At 64.9% G+C, this 15,539-nt stretch carries 16 protein-coding genes; 7 read left to right on the top strand and 9 right to left on the bottom strand.

Annotation, left to right across the window (positions count from 1 at the left end):
• Positions 1 to 12: 12 nt before the first annotated feature.
• A complete protein-coding gene (locus MF6396_RS21535; protein WP_043864344.1) occupies positions 13 to 570 on the bottom strand; it encodes a hypoxanthine-guanine phosphoribosyltransferase in 558 nt (185 codons plus the stop codon).
• A gap of 165 nt (positions 571 to 735) precedes the next feature.
• Between MF6396_RS21535 and upp the strand changes: the two genes are divergently transcribed.
• Positions 736 to 1,374 carry a uracil phosphoribosyltransferase gene (gene upp, locus MF6396_RS21530; RefSeq protein WP_054916236.1) on the top strand — a complete coding sequence of 213 codons (639 nt, stop codon included), beginning with the start codon at positions 736 to 738 and terminating at the stop codon, positions 1,372 to 1,374.
• 2 nt (positions 1,375 to 1,376) lie between these two features.
• On the top strand, positions 1,377 to 2,651 hold the full coding sequence (locus MF6396_RS21525; protein ID WP_043864342.1) for a uracil-xanthine permease family protein: 1,275 nt from the start codon (positions 1,377 to 1,379) through the stop codon (positions 2,649 to 2,651).
• A gap of 87 nt (positions 2,652 to 2,738) precedes the next feature.
• Here the strand turns inward: MF6396_RS21525 and hemH are convergent, their stop codons facing one another.
• Together hemH and MF6396_RS21515 are read right to left on the bottom strand one after the other, a co-directional pair.
• Complete coding sequence (gene hemH / locus MF6396_RS21520; protein WP_043864341.1) at positions 2,739 to 3,755, bottom strand: ferrochelatase; 1,017 nt, start codon at positions 3,753 to 3,755, stop codon at positions 2,739 to 2,741.
• A 12-nt stretch (positions 3,756 to 3,767) separates the two neighbouring features.
• A complete protein-coding gene (locus tag MF6396_RS21515) occupies positions 3,768 to 4,670 on the bottom strand; it encodes a TIGR01777 family oxidoreductase (protein ID WP_043864340.1) in 903 nt (300 codons plus the stop codon).
• Positions 4,671 to 4,855: 185 nt separating this feature from the next.
• Here MF6396_RS21515 and MF6396_RS21510 point away from each other — a divergent pair, with 185 nt between their 5' ends.
• From MF6396_RS21510 to MF6396_RS21490, 5 genes are all read left to right on the top strand, one after another.
• On the top strand, positions 4,856 to 5,842 hold the full coding sequence (locus MF6396_RS21510) for an NAD(P)/FAD-dependent oxidoreductase (protein WP_043864339.1): 987 nt from the start codon (positions 4,856 to 4,858) through the stop codon (positions 5,840 to 5,842).
• Between the two features lie 112 nt (positions 5,843 to 5,954).
• Positions 5,955 to 6,911: a YbgA family protein gene (locus tag MF6396_RS21505; RefSeq protein ID WP_078481520.1), complete on the top strand. Its 957-nt coding sequence runs from the start codon at positions 5,955 to 5,957 to the stop codon at positions 6,909 to 6,911.
• Positions 6,901 to 7,791, top strand: coding sequence for a MerR family transcriptional regulator (locus tag MF6396_RS21500; protein WP_043864337.1), 891 nt, complete (start codon positions 6,901 to 6,903; stop codon positions 7,789 to 7,791). Before MF6396_RS21505 ends, MF6396_RS21500 begins: the two co-directional genes overlap by 11 nt.
• A gap of 28 nt (positions 7,792 to 7,819) precedes the next feature.
• Complete coding sequence (gene phrB, locus MF6396_RS21495; RefSeq protein ID WP_078481519.1) at positions 7,820 to 9,247, top strand: deoxyribodipyrimidine photo-lyase; 1,428 nt, start codon at positions 7,820 to 7,822, stop codon at positions 9,245 to 9,247.
• Between the two features lie 10 nt (positions 9,248 to 9,257).
• Complete coding sequence (locus tag MF6396_RS21490; RefSeq protein WP_157811477.1) at positions 9,258 to 9,959, top strand: SDR family NAD(P)-dependent oxidoreductase; 702 nt, start codon at positions 9,258 to 9,260, stop codon at positions 9,957 to 9,959.
• A gap of 57 nt (positions 9,960 to 10,016) precedes the next feature.
• Here MF6396_RS21490 and MF6396_RS21485 read toward each other — a convergent pair whose 3' ends face one another.
• The 6 genes from MF6396_RS21485 to hemA form a co-directional block, all read right to left on the bottom strand.
• Complete coding sequence (locus tag MF6396_RS21485) at positions 10,017 to 10,535, bottom strand: acyloxyacyl hydrolase (RefSeq protein WP_043864335.1); 519 nt, start codon at positions 10,533 to 10,535, stop codon at positions 10,017 to 10,019.
• Positions 10,536 to 10,649: 114 nt separating this feature from the next.
• Positions 10,650 to 11,441 (bottom strand): glutamate racemase, encoded by a 792-nt coding sequence (gene murI / locus MF6396_RS21480; protein ID WP_043864474.1) that lies wholly within the window; start codon positions 11,439 to 11,441, stop codon positions 10,650 to 10,652.
• On the bottom strand, positions 11,434 to 12,189 hold the full coding sequence (locus MF6396_RS21475; RefSeq protein ID WP_078481516.1) for a molybdopterin-synthase adenylyltransferase MoeB: 756 nt from the start codon (positions 12,187 to 12,189) through the stop codon (positions 11,434 to 11,436). The genes murI and MF6396_RS21475 overlap by 8 nt, the downstream gene beginning before the upstream one ends.
• The gene (gene prmC / locus MF6396_RS21470) at positions 12,183 to 13,013 is read right to left on the bottom strand and encodes a peptide chain release factor N(5)-glutamine methyltransferase (RefSeq protein ID WP_078481515.1); all 831 of its coding nucleotides are present in this window, start codon (positions 13,011 to 13,013) and stop codon (positions 12,183 to 12,185) included. Before prmC ends, MF6396_RS21475 begins: the two co-directional genes overlap by 7 nt.
• Positions 13,014 to 14,096 carry a peptide chain release factor 1 gene (prfA, locus tag MF6396_RS21465; protein WP_054916244.1) on the bottom strand — a complete coding sequence of 361 codons (1,083 nt, stop codon included), beginning with the start codon at positions 14,094 to 14,096 and terminating at the stop codon, positions 13,014 to 13,016. It lies immediately after the preceding gene.
• On the bottom strand, positions 14,093 to 15,370 hold the full coding sequence (gene hemA / locus MF6396_RS21460) for a glutamyl-tRNA reductase (RefSeq protein WP_043864331.1): 1,278 nt from the start codon (positions 15,368 to 15,370) through the stop codon (positions 14,093 to 14,095). The genes prfA and hemA overlap by 4 nt, the downstream gene beginning before the upstream one ends.
• Positions 15,371 to 15,539 lie beyond the last annotated feature (169 nt).

Genomic DNA, 15,539 nt, shown 5'->3' with positions numbered 1-15,539 from the left:
TCCCACCCGGTTTTACATGCCCTTCACGGCATAGATACCCGCCGCATTGCGCCAGTAGCCCTTGTAGTCCATGCCGTAGCCGAACACATAGCGGTCAACGCAGCTCAAACCGCAATAGTCGGCCTTCAGGTCAGGGCTGGCCTTGCGGTCGTGGTCCTTGTCCACCAGCACCGCGCTGTACACCGCCTTGGCACCGGCATGCTTGCAGAAGTCGATGATGGCGCTGAGGGTGTGCCCTTCGTCGAGGATGTCGTCGATGATCAGCACTTCGCGATCGATGAACGACACTTCGGGCTTGGCCTTCCAGAACAGATCACCGCCGCTGGTCTGGTTGCGGTAGCGCGTGGCATGCAGGTAGGACGCCTCCAGCGGGAACTGCAAATGGGTCAGCAGCTTGCCGGAGAAGATCAGGCCACCGTTCATCACGCAGAACACCACCGGGTTGCGGTCGGCCAGGTCGGCGGTGATCTGCGCGCCCACACGGGCAATCGCCGCTTCGACTTCGGCTTCGCTGTGCAGGCAGTCTGCTTCACGCATGACTTGACGGATATGCTCGAGATCAGCGGACATGACGCTCTCCAGGGGGCTGCGGTTGAGAAAAGCGGGCAAAGGTACGCACCCTCACGCATCAGATCAAGCATTTATGGACTAACGTGCACAATGCCTATAGGACACCTGCGGCCGAATAGATTACTCTAGCGCGGTTTTTTTGCCCGCCCCCCGGAGCCTTTCCCTATGCCAACCCGTGAGATCCGCCATCCGCTGATCCGTCACAAGCTCGGCCTGATGCGCCGCGCCGATATCAGCACGAAGAATTTTCGCGAACTCGCCCAGGAAGTCGGCGCGCTCCTGACGTACGAGGCAACCAAGGATCTGCCGCTGGAAAGCTACGACATTCAAGGCTGGTGCGGCACCGTACAGGTCGAGAAGATCGCCGGCAAGAAGATCACCGTGGTGCCGATCCTGCGCGCCGGTATCGGCATGCTCGACGGCGTGCTCAGCCTGATCCCGGGCGCCAAGGTCAGCGCCGTGGGCGTTGCCCGCAACGAGGAAACCCTCGAAGCGCACACCTACCTGGAAAAACTGGTACCCGAGATCGACGAGCGCCTGGCCATGATCATCGACCCGATGCTGGCCACCGGCAGCTCCATGATCGCCACCATCGACCTGCTGAAGAAGGCCGGCTGCAAGGACATCCGCGCCATGGTGCTGGTGGCAGCGCCCGAAGGCATCGCGGCGGTCGAGGGTGCACACCCCGACGTGCACATCTACACCGCCTCGATCGATGAACGCCTGAACGAACACGGCTACATCATTCCCGGCCTGGGCGATGCAGGCGACAAGATCTTCGGCACCAAGCAGAAGGACACCTGAACATGCAGGACGAGTTCAACGACCCGCTCTGGCGCCAGGTCGTCTCCGGCGCGCAGATGCTCTTCGTGGCATTCGGCGCGCTGGTGCTGATGCCGCTGATTACCGGCCTCGACCCCAACGTTGCGCTGTTCACTGCGGGCCTGGGGACTCTGCTGTTCCAGGTGGTCACTGGCCGTCAGGTGCCGGTGTTCCTCGCCTCCAGTTTTGCCTTCATCACCCCCATCATTCTCGCCAAGGGCCAGTTCGGCCTGGCCGAGACCATGGGCGGGGTAATGGCGGCCGGGTTCGTCTACACCTTCCTGGGCCTGGCCGTGAAGATCAAGGGCACCGGCTTCATCGACCGCCTGCTGCCGCCGGTGGTGATCGGCCCGGTGATCATCTCGATCGGCCTGGCGATGGCGCCGATTGCTGCCAACATGGCCATGGGCAAGGCCGGCGACGGCGCCGAACTGCTGCCCTACAGCACCGCGATGATGATCTCGATGCCAGCGCTGCTCACCACCCTCATCGTGGCGGTGTTCGGCAAGGGCATCTTCCGCCTGGTGCCGATCATTGCCGGGGTGCTTGTGGGCTTTGGCCTGTCGTTCTACTTCGGTGTGGTCGACACCGCCAAGATCGCCGCCGCCCCCTGGCTGGCCCTGCCGCACTTCACCGCGCCGGCCTTCAACTGGCAGGCGATCCTGTTCATCGTACCGGTGGCCCTGGCCCCGGCGATCGAGCATATCGGCGGCGTGATTGCAGTGGGCAGTGTGACCGGTCGCGACTACCTGAAAAAGCCCGGCCTGCACCGTACCCTGCTGGGTGACGGCATCGCCACCACCACCGCCGGCCTGTTCGGCGGCCCGCCCAACACCACCTACGCCGAAGTGACCGGCGCGGTGATGCTGACCAAGAACTACAACCCCAAGATCATGACCTGGGCGGCCGTGTTCGCCATCAGCCTGGCCTTCGTCGGCAAGTTCGGCGCGTTGCTGCAGAGCATTCCGGTGCCGGTGATGGGCGGCATCCTGTGCCTGCTGTTCGGCTCGATCGCGGCAGTGGGCATGAACACCATGATCCGCCACAAGATCGACCTGAGCGAAGCGCGCAACCTGGTGATCGTCTCGGTGACCCTGGTGTTCGGGATTGGCGGCGTGCTGGTCGGCACCGGTACCGGCCCGGACGACTGGGGCCTGAAGGGTATCGCGCTGTGCGCCGTGGTGGCCATTGCGCTCAACCTGCTGCTGCCGGGCAATGACGGCTGGAAGAACAAGGTGCTGGACGACCATTTGCCTTGATCTGAAACGCTTCGCCGGCAAGGCCGGCTCCTACAGGGGTTCGCGCAAACCTGTAGGAGCCGGCCTTGCCGGCGAACGCTGCACTACCTAACCCGCCTGCTCACACAACTGCGTAAGCGCCTCCACCCACTGCGGGTGATCATTCAGGCACGGCACCAGCACCAGCTCTTGCCCGCCCGCCTCGACAAACTGCTCGCGCCCGCGATCGCCGATTTCTTCCAGCGTCTCGATGCAGTCGGCCACGAACGCCGGGCACATCACCAGCAGCTTCTTGACGCCTGCCTTGCCCAGCTCGTCCAGGCGCGCCTCGGTGTAGGGTTCGATCCACTTGGCCCGGCCCAGCCGCGACTGGAACGACACCGACCATTGGCCCTCGGCCAGGCCCATCTTCTGCGCGAACAACTGCGCCGAACGTAGGCACTGCGCGCGATAACACACCGCCAGCACCTCGGGCGAAGCGTTGCGGCAGCAGTCGGCATTCTGGAAACAATGCGAACCGGTAGGGTCGAGTTTCTTCAGGTGCCGCTCGGGCAAACCGTGAAAGCTCAGCAGCAGGTGATCGAAGCCCTGCTCCAGGTACGGCCTGGCACTGGCCACCAGCGCGTCGATGTACAGCGGCTGGTCATAGAACGGACGCAGCACCGGCATCTGCAATGCCAGCTTGTGCTCGGCCACCACGGCCTTGGCCTGCTCGATCACGGTGGTCACGGTGCTGTCGGCAAACTGCGGGTACAACGGCGCCAGGGTCACCTTGGTGACGCCCTGGCCGGCCAGACGCTGCAACACCGTGGACAGCGAAGGCTCGCCATAGCGCATGGCGATTTCCACAGGCCCGTGGGCCCAGTGCGCACCCATGGCCTGCTGCAGGCGCCGGGTCAGCACCACCAGCGGCGAGCCTTCCTCCCACCAGATGGAGGCATAGGCGTGGGCCGACTGCTCCGGACGCTTGATCAGGATCAGCGAGACCAGCAGGCGACGCACCGGCCACGGCAGGTCGATCACATACGGGTCCATCAGAAACTGGTTGAGGTAACGACGCACGTCGGCGACGGAAGTGGAAGCCGGTGAACCCAGGTTGACCAGCAGCAGAGCATGATCGGTCATGCAACATCCTTTTCAGAGGCGCGCGGACAAGTCATCCAGCGCCGATTGCACATCGTTGTAACGGAACGTGAAGCCTGCCGCCAGCAAGCGCACAGGGCGCGCCCGCTGGCCACCCAGCAGCAATACCGACAGTTCGCCGAGCCCGGCGCGCAGCACCAGCGCCGGCAACGGCATGAACGCCGGGCGGTGCAGCGCGCGCCCCAGGCGTCGGGCAAATTCGCGGTTGCGCACCGGCTCCGGCGCGCAGGCATTATAAGGACCGCTGGCATCCTCGCGCTGCAACAGAAAATCAATCAGGGCGATTTGGTCGTCCAGATGGACCCACGGCATCCACTGGCGACCACTGCCAATCGGCCCGCCCAGCCCGAGCTTGAACGGCAGGCGCAGGCGCGACAAAAAGCCGCCCTCGGCCGCCAGCACCAGCCCGGTACGCACCAGCACCACCCGCATGCCCAGGGCCTCGGCGCGCAGCGCGGTTTCTTCCCAGGCAATGCACAGCTGGCTGGCAAAGTCCTCCTTGACCGGCTGCGACAGCTCGGTCAGCTCGCGCTCACCACCATCGCCATACCACCCCACCGCCGACCCCGAGATCAGCACCGCAGGGCGCTGCTGCCGGCCTTGCAGCCAGGCGATCAACTGCTCTGTGAGGGTGATGCGGCTAGCCCATAGCAGCGCGCGTCGGTGCGACGTCCAGGGGCGATCGGCAATCGGCGCACCAGCCAGGTTGACCACGGCGTCCACCGGCTCCTCGCCCAGTTCGTCGAGCCGGGCAATGCCGCGCACCCCTGCCCCGCACACCTGAGCGACCTGCGCCGGACGCCGGCTCCACACCGTCAGGCGATAACCCTTGTCCAGCCAGAAGCGGCAAAGGTGTCTGCCGATCAGGCCCGTACCACCGGTCAGCAATATATGCATGGCTGTGTCCTCACATGGCGCGCGCTGGTCTATTTTTAAGTTCAAGGCACTTTTTTGACCGAACGCTCTCGGATAAACATAGGCCAACCTGCAACGTCGAGCGGAATCATCTTATACAAGCTGTAGATATTGTACAGGCTTGTCGGGCAGCGTAGGCTGTTTCCAAAAGGTTCGAAGAGGCCATCATGACTGTTCCTATCGCAATCATCGGTGCCGGCATCGCCGGCCTGTCCGCCGCCCAGGCCCTGCAGAAGGCCGGGCACACCGTGCACCTGTTCGACAAGGGCCACGGCAGTGGCGGACGCATGGCCAGCAAACGCAGCGAAGCCGGCGCCCTGGACCTGGGCGCGCAGTACTTCACGGCCCGCGACCGACGTTTCGTCGAACAGGTCCAGGCCTGGCAGGCCAAGGGCTGGGCGGCCGAATGGAAGCCGCAACTGTACAACTACCGCGAAGGTCAGCTGACCCCCTCGCCGGACGAGCAGATCCGCTGGGTGGGTGTACCGCGCATGAGCGCCATCACCCGCGGCCTGCTCAAGGATGTCACCGTCAACTTCAATTGCCGCATTGCCGAGGTGTTCCGCGGCAAGCAGTACTGGCACCTGCAGGACACCGAGGGCGGCAGCCACGGGCCGTTCAGCCGCGTCATCATTGCGGTGCCGGCGCCCCAGGCCACGCAGTTGCTCAGCGCCACCACCAAGCTGGCCGGCATGGCCGCCAGCGTGCAGATGGAGCCCACCTGGGCCATTGCGCTGGGCTTCGATACGCCCCTGGACACCCCCATGCAGGGCTGCTTCGTGCAGGGCTGCGACCTCGACTGGCTGGCGCGCAACCGCAGCAAGCCCGGGCGTGACGAAAAACTCGACACCTGGGTTCTGCACGCCACGGCCAGCTGGAGCAAGCAACACATCGACCTGTCGCGCGAGGCCGTGATCGAGCACCTGCTGGGCAACTTCGCCGAACTGGTGGGCTGCGCCGTGCCGGCCCCCACCTTCACCCTGGCCCATCGCTGGTTGTATGCCCGCCCGAGCAGCAGCCATGAATGGGGCGCCCTGGCCGATGCCGACCTGGGCCTGTACGCCTGCGGCGACTGGTGCATGTCGGGGCGCGTCGAGGGCGCATGGCTCAGCGGCCAGGAAGCGGCGCGGCGCCTGCTCGAACACCTGGAATGACCCCTGCACCGGCTGAAGCTGTACAGAACATTTGACTTGTACAACGCGTTATCTATGATGAGCGAAGCTGTACATAATTTTGTTTCTGTACAAATTTCAGTCGAGAGCGACCATGGCGGCCACCAGACCAAAGATTGCCATCAGTGCATGCCTGACCGGCGAAGAGGTCCGCTACAACGGCGGGCACAAGGCCTCGCGCCTGTGCAATGAAGTGCTGGCCGAGCACTTCGACTTCATCGGCATCTGCCCCGAGGTTGCCATCGGCCTGGGCACACCTCGCCAGGCCATCCGTCTGACCGGTGACCCGGCCAACCCCAGGGCCGTGGGCAGCCGCGATGCCAGCCTGGACGTCAGCCAGGCACTGGATGCCTACGGCGCAGAAATGGCCGGGCAACTGACCGACATCTGCGGCTACATCTTCATGCAGAAATCGCCTTCCTGCGGCCTGGAACGGGTCAAGGTGTACCAGGCCAACGGCTACCCGGCCACCGAAGGCGGTCGCGGCCTGTATGCCGCACGGTTCTGCGCCCAGCGCCCCGACCTGCCGGTCGAAGAGGATGGCCGGCTGTGCGATCCGGTACTGCGGGAAAACTTCATCACCCGCGTGTATGCCTACGCCGACTGGCAGCAACTGCTGGCAGGCGGGCTCAGTCGGCATGCCCTCATCGCCTTCCACTCGCGTTACAAGTACCAGTTGATGGCGCACAACCCCCAGCAGTACAAGGTGCTCGGCAAGTTGCTGGGCAGCATGCAGCGCCAGGACGACCCCACCCAGATCGGCCCACAGTATTTCAGCCAGCTGATGAGCGCCCTGAGCCGCTGCGCCAGTCGCGGCACCCACGGCAACGTGCTGATGCACCTGAGCGGCTACCTGCGCCGGTTTCTCGACCCCCGCGACAAACAGGAAATCCGCGCCCTGATCGACCAGTACCAGGCCGGCATCGTCCCGCTGGTGGTGCCGCTGACCCTGCTCAAGCACCACCTGCGCCGCCACCCCGATCCCTACCTCATGCAGCAGGTCTATCTGCAACCGCACCCGGAAAACCTGAGCCTGCGCAATGCCATCTGAAGACGACCTGCTGCCCATTCGTGAAGTCACCCGCCTGACCGGGGTCAACCCCGTGACCCTGCGCGCGTGGGAGCGTCGCTACGGGCTGATCGTGCCGCAGCGCACCGGCAAGGGTCACCGGCTCTACAGCGCCGCACACGTGCAGCGCATCCAGCAGATTCTGCAATGGCTCAACCGCGGAATCGCGGTGGGCCAGGTCAAGCCGCTGCTCGACACCTCCCCAGCAGTGCAACCCGCACCCGGCAACGACGACTGGCACACCCTGCGCCTGCAACTGGTCGACTGCATCGCGCAACTGGCCGAACGCCGACTCGACCAGCTGTTCAACCAGGCCATGGCCCTCTACCCCGCCGCCACCCTGTGCGAGCAACTGTTGCTGCCGTTGCTGCAAGAACTCGACACCCGCTGGCACGGGCACTTTGCCGCCCGCATGGAGCAGGTGTTCTTCCATACCTGGCTGCGCAGCAAACTTGGCGTGCGGGTGTATCACAACAACCGTCAGCTGAACGCCGCGCCCGCCCTGCTGGTCAACGCCTCGGCCCTTCCATTTGACCCGCAGCTGTGGCTGTGCGCCTGGCTGCTCAGTGATGCCGGCTGCGCGGTAGAGGTATTCGACTGGCCGCTGCCACCTCGAGAGCTGGCGTTTGCCGTGCAGCAGCTCAAACCCTGTGCGTTGGTGATGTGCCTGAACGCGGCGCTCGATCCGCGTGAACTGCAGCGCAGCCTCAATGCGATCGATCTGCCGACCCTGCTGCTGGGCAGCATGGCCGCGCTCTACAAGGAGCATGCCGAGGCGGCGGGCCTGCAGGCAGGCAACGTGCATCTGCCGTCCTCTGTGGTGGCGCTGCCCGCCCTGTTGCTGGGCCTGCTGGCCACCTGACGTCTCCCCCACATTCACAGGATTTCGTATGCAACTGATCTGGCTGCGCAACGACTTGCGCGTTCACGACAACACTGCGCTGGCCGCTGCCTGCTCGCGCGGCCCCACCCTGGCGGTGTGGCTGGTAAGCCCCGGGCAGTGGCTCGCCCACGACGACGCCCCGTGCAAGGTGGACTTCTGGCTGCGCAACCTGCACAGCCTGCGCCAGTCACTGGACGCCCTGAACATTCCCCTGCTGATTGTGCATGCCGACCAGTGGGCCGATGCACCTCGGGTGCTGCTCGCGCTGTGCAGGCAACATGCGGTCAGTACCGTGCACCTGAACGAGGAATACGGGGTACACGAACAACGTCGCGATCAGGCCGTGCAGCAGGCATTGCGCCAGGCCGACATCCAGGTGCACAGCTACCTGGACCAGTTGCTGTTCAAGCCCGGCAGCATCCTGACCCGCAGCGGCGGTTACTTCCAGGTGTTCAGCCAGTTTCGCAAGGTGTGCTACGAACGGCTTCACCTGGGGCTTCCCTCACGGGTATCGGCGCCGGCAGCCCAGGCCCGGCTGGCCATTGCCAGCGACACCGTCCCCACCCAGGTGGCCGGCTTCGAGACGCCGCCCGACGCGTTGCGCACGCTGTGGCCGGCAGGCGAGGATGAAGCCGCACGCCGCCTGGCGCGCTTTGTCGACGAGGCCATCGAGGATTATCCGGTACAGCGCGACCTTCCTGCCGTGCCTGGCACCAGCCAGCTGTCGGCCTACCTCGCCGCCGGGGTGATCTCCCCCCGCCAGTGCCTGCATGCCGCCCTGGCCTGCAACTTCGGCGAATTCGACAGCGGGAATGCCGGCGCCATCACCTGGATCAACGAACTGCTGTGGCGCGAGTTCTACAAGCACATCCTGGTGGGCTACCCGCAGGTTTCCCGCCACCGTGCCTTCAGGTCACATACCGAAGCCCTGCCCTGGCGCAATGCGCCACAGGACCTGCTGGCCTGGCAACAGGGCCGCACCGGCATCCCTATCGTGGATGCGGCCATGCGCCAGTTGCTCGCCACAGGCTGGATGCACAATCGCCTGCGCATGGTCACGGCCATGTTTCTGACCAAGAACCTGCTGATCGACTGGCGTGAAGGCGAACGCTTCTTCATGCGCCACCTGATCGACGGCGACCTGGCCGCCAACAACGGCGGCTGGCAGTGGAGCGCCTCGACCGGTACCGACGCCGTGCCCTACTTTCGGATCTTCAATCCGGTGAGCCAGTCGCAACGCTTCGACCCTGCAGGGCGATTTCTGAAGCACTGGCTGCCTGAACGCGGCAACCTGGACCACAAGGCCGTCCATTTACCCAATGTCCAGAACGATTTGTTTGCAATAGATGTCTATCCTCATGCAATTGTAGACTTAAGTTCTAGTCGCCAACGCGCACTGGATGCGTTCAAACACTTACCTAAACGCAACGATTGAGGAAAGGATCTTGAGCAGTGATCGACCTCGGCGCATCTGGATTACCGGTGCCAGCAACGGACTTGGGCATGCCTTGGCAGAGGCGCTGCTTGAACAGGGCTGCAAGGTGGCGCTCAGTGTTCGCAATCGCGACGATGCACACCCCCTTGAGACCGACTATCCCGGTAGGGTCCTTGTGCTTGCCGGCGACCTGCACCAGTTGCCGCAGGCCAGGCGCGCCTGCGCCACCCTGACCGAGCAATGGCAGGCCATCGACGGCCTGATCGTCAACGCCGGCACCTGCGACTACCTGCCGTTGCCGATTACCCAGACACTGCTGCAGGACGTGGTGCGAAGCAACCTGGCCGCCGCCTCGCACTGCCTCGATGGCGCGCTCCCCCTTCTGGACAAGGGGCGCGCCCCGCAGGTGGTGGGGATTCTCAGTGCGTACTCTGCCCTGCAGCTGGGCGAGCCCGGCCAGCCGCGGCGCCCTGCCAACAGCATCGCGTCACTGTTCGAAGACGCCCGCCCCCTGCTGGTCGCACACGGCATCGACCTGACCATCGTGGCCCCTCAGACACCTGCACAGGCCATGAACACACCCACTGCCATCCCGGATGAGTGGGACGCCAGTTCGGCTGCCAGCGCCATCCTGCAACGCCTGGGCGAACGCCCGCAGCAGTTGACCCTGCAGGCGCTGGCGGTCAATGAGCTGTGGCCGCTGCCAAAATGAAAAAAGGCCCTGACGCAAGTCAGGGCCTTTTTCGTGGTGCAGGGTACCGGCCGACCGTCAGAGCGGCATGCGGTAGTGCAGCGAATAGCTTTCCACGCCATCGTTGGGGCTTTGCAGGCCCGCGTTCGAATAGTGGATGGCGCGCACGCCTACCTCGTGTCCGCCCGCGAAGCGCAAGCCGAACCCGATGCGGTCTTCGAACTGGAACGACGAGCCGAGCTTGTTGGTTTCAAGCTTGGTGCTGGAGAAGGCCGCTACACCGATACCCGCCTCGATGTAGGGTTTGACCGACTCACCGGCGAACTCGTAGACGAACACGGGCGCGAACGAGAGGCTGTGGTTGCTAGAAGTCTTGTCGCCGTCCCAGTAGGTGTAGGCACCGTCCCAGTAGCCGGTCACGCGGCCGACGCTGGTCTGCCACCAGCTGGCGTCCCAGTTGGACTGCAGCCCAAGGCGATAGACCATGGTCGAGTCACCGGTCTGCCCTACGGAAAACGAGGCGTCAGCGGCGTTTGCGGTGAAAGAGTGCCCCAGGGTAACGGCTGCAATCGCAGCCAAGCAAAGCAGTTTCTTCATGAGAAACGTCCCTTTTCCTAAATGCTGTTGTGGTTTTGTGTCTCATCAGACGATTGAATAGAAATCGGCAGTAGTACGATAGTTCAGGAAAAAAATGCATTTTTCACAGTTTTTTTACAAGTCGAAGCTTCGCACACTGTCAGATTTATTCCACAACATCGGCAGAATCTTTACCAAATGTGCCGGACTGCCGCTGGTCCAGAACTGTGCAGGCTGCGCCGGGCCGTGGGCCAGCAGGTCCCGTTCACCCAGCAAACGCTGGAGTTGCCGGGCCACGGCAGCGCCGGTATCGATGATGGCCACGGCCGGCGGCACCATGTGCGCCAGCAGCGGTTTCAGGAAGGGGTAATGGGTGCAGCCCAGGATCAGGGTGTCGCAGCCGGCGGCCAGCAGCGGCTCGACATAGCCCTGCAGCAACTGGCGCAGTGCGGGGCTGTCCAGGTCGCCCGCCTCGATCAGTTCCACCAGCCCCGGACACGGCTGGGTAACTACACGAACGTCGCTGGCAAAGCGATCCAGCAACGCGGCGAACTTGGCGCTCTGCAGGGTGCCGGTGGTTGCCAGCACCCCTACCACGCCACTGCGGGTGGCCGCTGCCGCCGGCTTTACCGCCGGCTCCATGCCCACCAGCGGCCAGTGCGGGTAGCGCTCGCGCAGATCGGCCACCGCCGCCACGGTGGCGGTGTTACAGGCCAGCACCATGGCCTTGGCGCCCTGTTGCTGAAAGAACTCCGCTACCAGGCGGCAGCGCTGGCGGATGAACTCGGGCGACTTCTCGCCATAGGGAATATGCCCGCAGTCCGCCACATACAGCAGCGACTCGTCGGGCAGCAGGCGGCTGATTTCCGCCAGCACCGACAGCCCGCCCACGCCCGAATCGAACACCCCGACCGGCGCTTCACGCATGGCCGGCGCCACACACGCTGCAGGCCGGGTCGCGCTTGACCCGCAGCTCGCGAAACCGCGTTCCCAGGGCATCGACAAGCAGCAGGCGACCCACCAGCGGCTCGCCAAACCCGGCCAGCAGCTTCAAGGCCTCCAGCGCCTGCAGGCTGCCCACCAGGCCTACCAGCGGGCCGAGCACACCGGCTTCGCTGCAGGTCAGCTCGGCTTCGCTGCCATGCCCGTACAGGCAGTGGTAGCAGGGGCTGAGCGGGTTGCGCGGATCGAACACCGACAGCTGGCCTTCCAGGCGAATGGCCGCACCGCTGACCAGCGGCTTGCCGGCCGCGACGCAGGCAGCGTTCACCGCCTCGCGGGTGGCAAAGTTGTCACAGCAGTCCAGTACCAGGTCGACCGCCCCCACCGCCTGGGCCAGGGAGTCTTCATCCAGGGCCTGGCGATGGGCAACCAGGGCGACCTGCGGGTTGATCGCCTGCAGCCGGGCCATGGCCGAATCGACCTTGCTCAGGCCCACGGCGGCCGTGTCGTGCATCACCTGGCGTTGCAGGTTGGTCAGGTCGACCGTGTCGAAGTCGGCCAGGTGCAGCTCGCCGACACCGGCCGCCGCCAGGTACAGCGCCACCGGCGAACCCAGGCCGCCCAGGCCGACGATCAGTGCCCGGCTGCCCTTGAGGCGCAACTGCCCGTCGATATCCACCTGGGCCAACAGGATCTGCCGGCTGTAGCGCAACAGCTCCTCGTCGTTCAGCATGCCAGGCGCCCGAGGCTGATGCGCTCATGGCCGCCAAGGTCGGTGCGGCTCTGGATCTGCTCGAACCCGTGTCGCGCCAGCAGTTCGCGCACCGCTGCAGCCTGGTCATAGCCATGTTCCAGCAGCAGCCAGCCGGCGGGCAGCAGGTGCTGCGGGGCCTGTGTGATGATCTGGCGCAGGTCGTCGAGCCCGTCGCTGCCGGCCACCAGCGCACTGCTGGGCTCGAAGCGCACGTCGCCGGCCGCCAGGTGCGGGTCCTGCTCGGCGATGTAGGGCGGATTGCTGACGATCAGCGCAAAGCGCTGCCCTGGCAGGGCGTCGAACCAGTGGCTGGCAAGCACCTTGGCGTTGTCCAGCTGCAAACGCTGGCGGTTGCGCTCGGCCAGGGCCACGGCTTCGGGCACCCGGTCGACGGCCGTCACCTGCCAGCCGCCGCGCTCGCTGGCCAGGGCCAGGGCGATGGCGCCGCTGCCCGTGCCCAGGTCGAGCACCTGCAATGGCGTTGCCGGCAGCAGCTCAAGGGCGACCTCCACCAGCAGCTCGGTGTCCGGCCGCGGGATCAGCGTGTGCGGGGCCACTTCCAGGTCAAGCTTCCAGAAGCCCTGCTGGCCGAGGATATAGGCCACCGGCTCGCCTTCGCTGCGTCGCTGCAGGTAGGTGGCGAAGGTCGCGGCCGCTTCGCTGCTGACGATGCGCTCGGGCCAGGTGTGCAGGTAGCTGCGCGATTTGCCGATGGCCGCAGCCAGCAGCAGCTCGATATCCAGGCGCGCGGTGGGCGAGTCGGGTAGCTGCGCCCCGCGCAGCAGGCTGGCAATGATGGTCATTTACTCACCCAGTGCGGCCAGTTGATCGGCCTGGTATTCGGACAGCAGCGGCTCGATGATCGCATCGACGCCGCCCGCCAGTACTTCATCCAGCGAGTACAGGGTCAGGTTGATGCGGTGATCGGTCACCCGGCCCTGTGGATAGTTGTAGGTACGGATACGCTCGGAGCGGTCACCCGAGCCCACCAGCAGCTTGCGCTCGCTGGCGATCGCGTTCTGCGCGGCACTGGTCTGCATGTCGTTGAGCCTGGCCGACAGCCAGGACATCGCACGGGCGCGGTTCTTGTGCTGCGAGCGCTCTTCCTGGCATTCGACCACGATGCCGGTGGGCAAGTGGGTGATGCGGATGGCCGAGTCGGTCTTGTTCACGTGCTGGCCGCCCGCGCCGGAGGAGCGGTAGGTGTCCACCCGCAGGTCGGCCGGGTTGATCTCGATGGCCACCTGCTCGTCGGGCTCGGGCAGCACCGCCACGGTGCACGCGGAGGTGTGGATGCGGCCCTGGGACTCGGTTTCCGGCACCCGCTGCACGCGGTGTGCGCCAGACTCGAACTTGAGCTTGCCGTACACGCTGTCGCCCTCGACGCGGGCGATGATTTCCTTGTAGCCGCCGTGCTCGCCCTCGTTCTCGGAGAGGATTTCCAGGCGCCAGCCGCGACGCTCGGCATAACGCGAGTACATGCGAAACAGATCGCCGGAGAAGATCGCCGCCTCGTCGCCACCCGTGCCGGCACGGATCTCGAGGAACACGTTGCGCCCGTCGTTGGGGTCCTTGGGCAGCAGCATGCGTTGCAGTTGCCCTTCGATAGCGGCCAGTTGCTCCTTGGCCTCGCGTACTTCTTCGACCGCCATTTCGCGCAGGTCCGGGTCGCTGTCCTTGAGCAAGGCCTGGGCACCCTCCAGGTCAGCCTGCACCTTGCGCCACTGCGCGTAGGTCTGTGCCACGGGCTCGACCTCGGCATACTCGCGCGAGTAGGCACGGAAGCGCGTCTGGTCCGAAATCACTTCGGCGTCACCCAGCAGGGCGGTCAATTCCTCGAAACGGTCCTGGAGCGTGTCCAGTTTATTCAGCAGCGACGCTTTCATTGCGGGGTTTTATCCGTGGAGCCCTCGTTGAGGGCAAAGAGTTCCTGGGCCATGGCCAGCGCATCGAGGCGGCCTTCGGCAGACAGCTTTTTCAGTTGCACGCTCGGCGCGTGCAGCAATTTGTTGGTCAGGCCGCGGGCCAGCTGCGCCAGCACCTCTTCGGCGTTGCTGCCGTTGGCCAGCAGGCGCTGGGCCTTTTGCAGCTCTTCGTCGCGCAGGCGCTCGCTCTGCTGGCGGTAGGCCTTGAGCACATCCACCGCAGCCAGCTCGCGCAGGCGCAGCATGAAGTCCTCGGCGCCCACGGTGACCAGCTCTTCGGCGGCCTGGGCGGCGCCCTGGCGGCTCTTGAGGTTTTCGGCCACCACATCGTGCAGGTCGTCGACGGTGTACAGGTACACGTCGTCCAGCTCGCCCACCTGCGCCTCGATGTCGCGGGGCACGGCGATGTCGACCATGAAGATCGGCTTGTGACGGCGCTGCTTGAGCGCACTCTCGACCGCGCCCTTGCCCAGGATCGGCAACTGGCTGGCGGTGGAACTGATCACGATATCGCTGTTGACCAGCTCCTGCGGGATGTCCGACAGCAGCACCGCATGGGCACCGAACTGCTCGGCCAGGGTGCTGGCGCGCTCCAGCGTGCGGTTGGCCACCACGATGCGGCGCACGCCCTGCTCGTGCAGGTGTCGCGCCACCAGCGTGATGGTTTCGCCGGCACCGATCAGCAGGGCCTGGCTGCGGCCCAGGTCGCTGAAGATCTGCTTGGCCAGGCTCACGGCGGCAAATGCCACCGACACCGGGTTTTCACCGATGGCGGTATCGGTACGCACCTGCTTGGCGGCGCTGAAGGTCGCCTGGAACAGGCGCCCCAGCAGCGGCCCGATGGTGCCGGCCTCGCGCGCCACGGCATAGGCCGATTTCATCTGGCCGAGGATCTGCGGCTCGCCCAGCACCAGCGAGTCGAGCCCGGAGGCCACCCGCATCATGTGCCGCACGGCGCCATCATCTTCATGGATATAGGCGCAGGCGCGCAGTTCATCCAGGCTCAGCTTGTGATAATCGGCCAGCCAGCGCAGTACGCTGTCCGCCGCCAGGTGATCCTGTTCGATGTACAGTTCGCTGCGATTGCAGGTCGAAAGGATCGCAGCTTCGCGGCTGGCGGTCAGTCGACACAGCTGCTGCAAGGCTTCGACCAGCTGCTCGGGCGTAAACGCCACGCGCTCGCGTACGTCTACCGAGGCAGTCTTATGGTTGATACCGAGGGCAAGAAAGGCCATTCAAGGTCGCTGATTGTGACGAGAAGCCGATAATTGTCCTACTTCGCCGGATAGAGAACAACCACCGCTCGTTATTGTCTCTTATAGTCTGTATCCAAAAGCCCCATCGACGATGGGTTTGCCATGATCCTTGTGTCATGATGATCCGACCGCAGGTAAGCCGCCCAAA

It is taken from the genome of Pseudomonas sp. MF6396 (genome assembly GCF_002018915.1).
Taxonomy (GTDB): Bacteria; Pseudomonadota; Gammaproteobacteria; order Pseudomonadales; family Pseudomonadaceae; genus Aquipseudomonas; species Aquipseudomonas palmensis.
This window is presented reverse-complemented; position numbering and strand designations above follow the sequence as displayed.

Coding starts and splice junctions, on each gene's coding strand:
- phrB (WP_078481519.1), top strand. CDS start 7,820: ATGCAACTGATCTGGCTGCGCAACGACTTGCGCGTTCACGACAACACT.
- prfA (WP_054916244.1), bottom strand. CDS start 14,096: ATGAAAGCGTCGCTGCTGAATAAACTGGACACGCTCCAGGACCGTTTC.
- MF6396_RS21510 (WP_043864339.1), top strand. CDS start 4,856: ATGACTGTTCCTATCGCAATCATCGGTGCCGGCATCGCCGGCCTGTCC.
- MF6396_RS21485 (WP_043864335.1), bottom strand. CDS start 10,535: ATGAAGAAACTGCTTTGCTTGGCTGCGATTGCAGCCGTTACCCTGGGG.
- upp (WP_054916236.1), top strand. CDS start 736: ATGCCAACCCGTGAGATCCGCCATCCGCTGATCCGTCACAAGCTCGGC.
- MF6396_RS21535 (WP_043864344.1), bottom strand. CDS start 570: ATGTCCGCTGATCTCGAGCATATCCGTCAAGTCATGCGTGAAGCAGAC.
- MF6396_RS21500 (WP_043864337.1), top strand. CDS start 6,901: ATGCCATCTGAAGACGACCTGCTGCCCATTCGTGAAGTCACCCGCCTG.
- hemH (WP_043864341.1), bottom strand. CDS start 3,755: ATGACCGATCATGCTCTGCTGCTGGTCAACCTGGGTTCACCGGCTTCC.
- MF6396_RS21525 (WP_043864342.1), top strand. CDS start 1,377: ATGCAGGACGAGTTCAACGACCCGCTCTGGCGCCAGGTCGTCTCCGGC.
- MF6396_RS21505 (WP_078481520.1), top strand. CDS start 5,955: ATGGCGGCCACCAGACCAAAGATTGCCATCAGTGCATGCCTGACCGGC.
- hemA (WP_043864331.1), bottom strand. CDS start 15,370: ATGGCCTTTCTTGCCCTCGGTATCAACCATAAGACTGCCTCGGTAGAC.
- MF6396_RS21515 (WP_043864340.1), bottom strand. CDS start 4,670: ATGCATATATTGCTGACCGGTGGTACGGGCCTGATCGGCAGACACCTT.
- prmC (WP_078481515.1), bottom strand. CDS start 13,013: ATGACCATCATTGCCAGCCTGCTGCGCGGGGCGCAGCTACCCGACTCG.
- MF6396_RS21475 (WP_078481516.1), bottom strand. CDS start 12,189: ATGCTGAACGACGAGGAGCTGTTGCGCTACAGCCGGCAGATCCTGTTG.
- murI (WP_043864474.1), bottom strand. CDS start 11,441: ATGCGTGAAGCGCCGGTCGGGGTGTTCGATTCGGGCGTGGGCGGGCTG.